This window comes from Chryseobacterium sp. CBo1 (assembly GCF_001693475.1).
GTDB lineage: Bacteria > Bacteroidota > Bacteroidia > Flavobacteriales > Weeksellaceae > Chryseobacterium > Chryseobacterium formosense.
The window spans coordinates 1-1,369 of the sequence record NZ_MAUH01000061.1 but is presented as its reverse complement, the minus strand read 5'-3'; the positions used below and the strand labels follow the sequence as shown (position 1 = coordinate 1,369).

Genomic DNA, 1,369 nt, shown 5'->3' with positions numbered 1-1,369 from the left:
GCATTGATAGCTGTTTGTAACAAGCTTTTAAGAATTTGTTTTGGTGTGGTAAAAAACAAAATAGCTTATCAACAAGACTATCTGAAAAACTGTAAAATTTTAACATAAACAATTTGCAGATTAACATAGAACATCGGGGCTAGGGTTGAAGTCTTTTGTACAGATTGCTATCTTCAAATTTCGGATATATCCAATTCTATTTAAAACATTATATTCTTTTTGTGATTAAGGTTAAATACCATATCAATCGGATAATACAACAGCAAAACAATTTCCCGCTCCATCGGAGCTGAACCACAGATATAATAAGATGACGAGCTCCGTAAGAGCGAGCAAAAAGATGTCGTCACAATCGCAGCTGACAGATTGCCTTTAGAAATATCTTATCCAGGCTCCGCAGGAGCGTTTTGTTCATAGCAGACGATCTGCAAAAAGAATTTAAAGCCGTAGAAGCTTCCTGTTCATAGCTCCATCGGAGCGTCATCTTTGTAGAAAAGAAATATATCATATATAGAGCTCCGTAGGAGCGGCACCTCCCCCTACACAAATACGAGCAACGTCCCCCCCCCCCAAAAAAAAAAAAATTATTAATCCCTGCAATCCCCTCTAACCCTCCAATCCTCCAACTCTCCGACTCACCAACTTACTCTCCAGCTAAAACCCCCAAACATTATTTTAAAATTATTCTCCACAAATTCAGGGACTTAGTATCAAATATGAATTGAACATAAATTTTATGTTAAATAAATTAGGATTGTATAGGATAGAAGTACTACTTTTGCCCCACTGAAAAACGAGAGTTGTTTGGTAAGCGCAGAAGAGCTTTTAGGTAAGCATAATTAGAAAGAACTACTTTTATTATATATAAAAATCGCAAGATAGGTTATAGGCATAATAGGAGATACGGATCACAAACAAGTAGCTTTTATTTTAAAAACTTTTTAAAATAAAGTTGCAGAAATAAAAAAGATTTGTATCTTTGCAGTCCGGTAAAACGGGAAGCGCAGGAGTAGGATTGAAGGGGGTGTGAATAGAGAGATTAAGGTCATCAAAAAACTTTAAAAATTCTTGAAAAAACATTTGGTCAATTAAAAAATAACAATTACTTTTGCACACGCAAATACGGATAGCGAAAACGACAGAAAGTAGCTGGGTAGGAAGCGTAAGACAAGAAGATCATTGACATACAATATAACAACCAAGTAAGGAAAAACTAAAGCGTCAAAACTTTGAGTGAGTCAGACAAACATACAATGGAGAGTTTGATCCTGGCTCAGGATGAACGCTAGCGGGAGGCCTAACACATGCAAGCCGAGCGGTATTTATTCTTCGGAATAGAGAGAGCGGCGTACGGGTGCGGAACACGTGT

General features: G+C 37.0%; 1 rRNA gene. It reads left to right on the top strand.

Annotated elements, in window-relative coordinates:
• Positions 1-1,250 precede the first annotated feature (1,250 nt).
• Positions 1,251-1,369: ribosomal RNA gene (locus BA768_RS18720) — 16S ribosomal RNA — on the top strand; the annotation flags it as partial.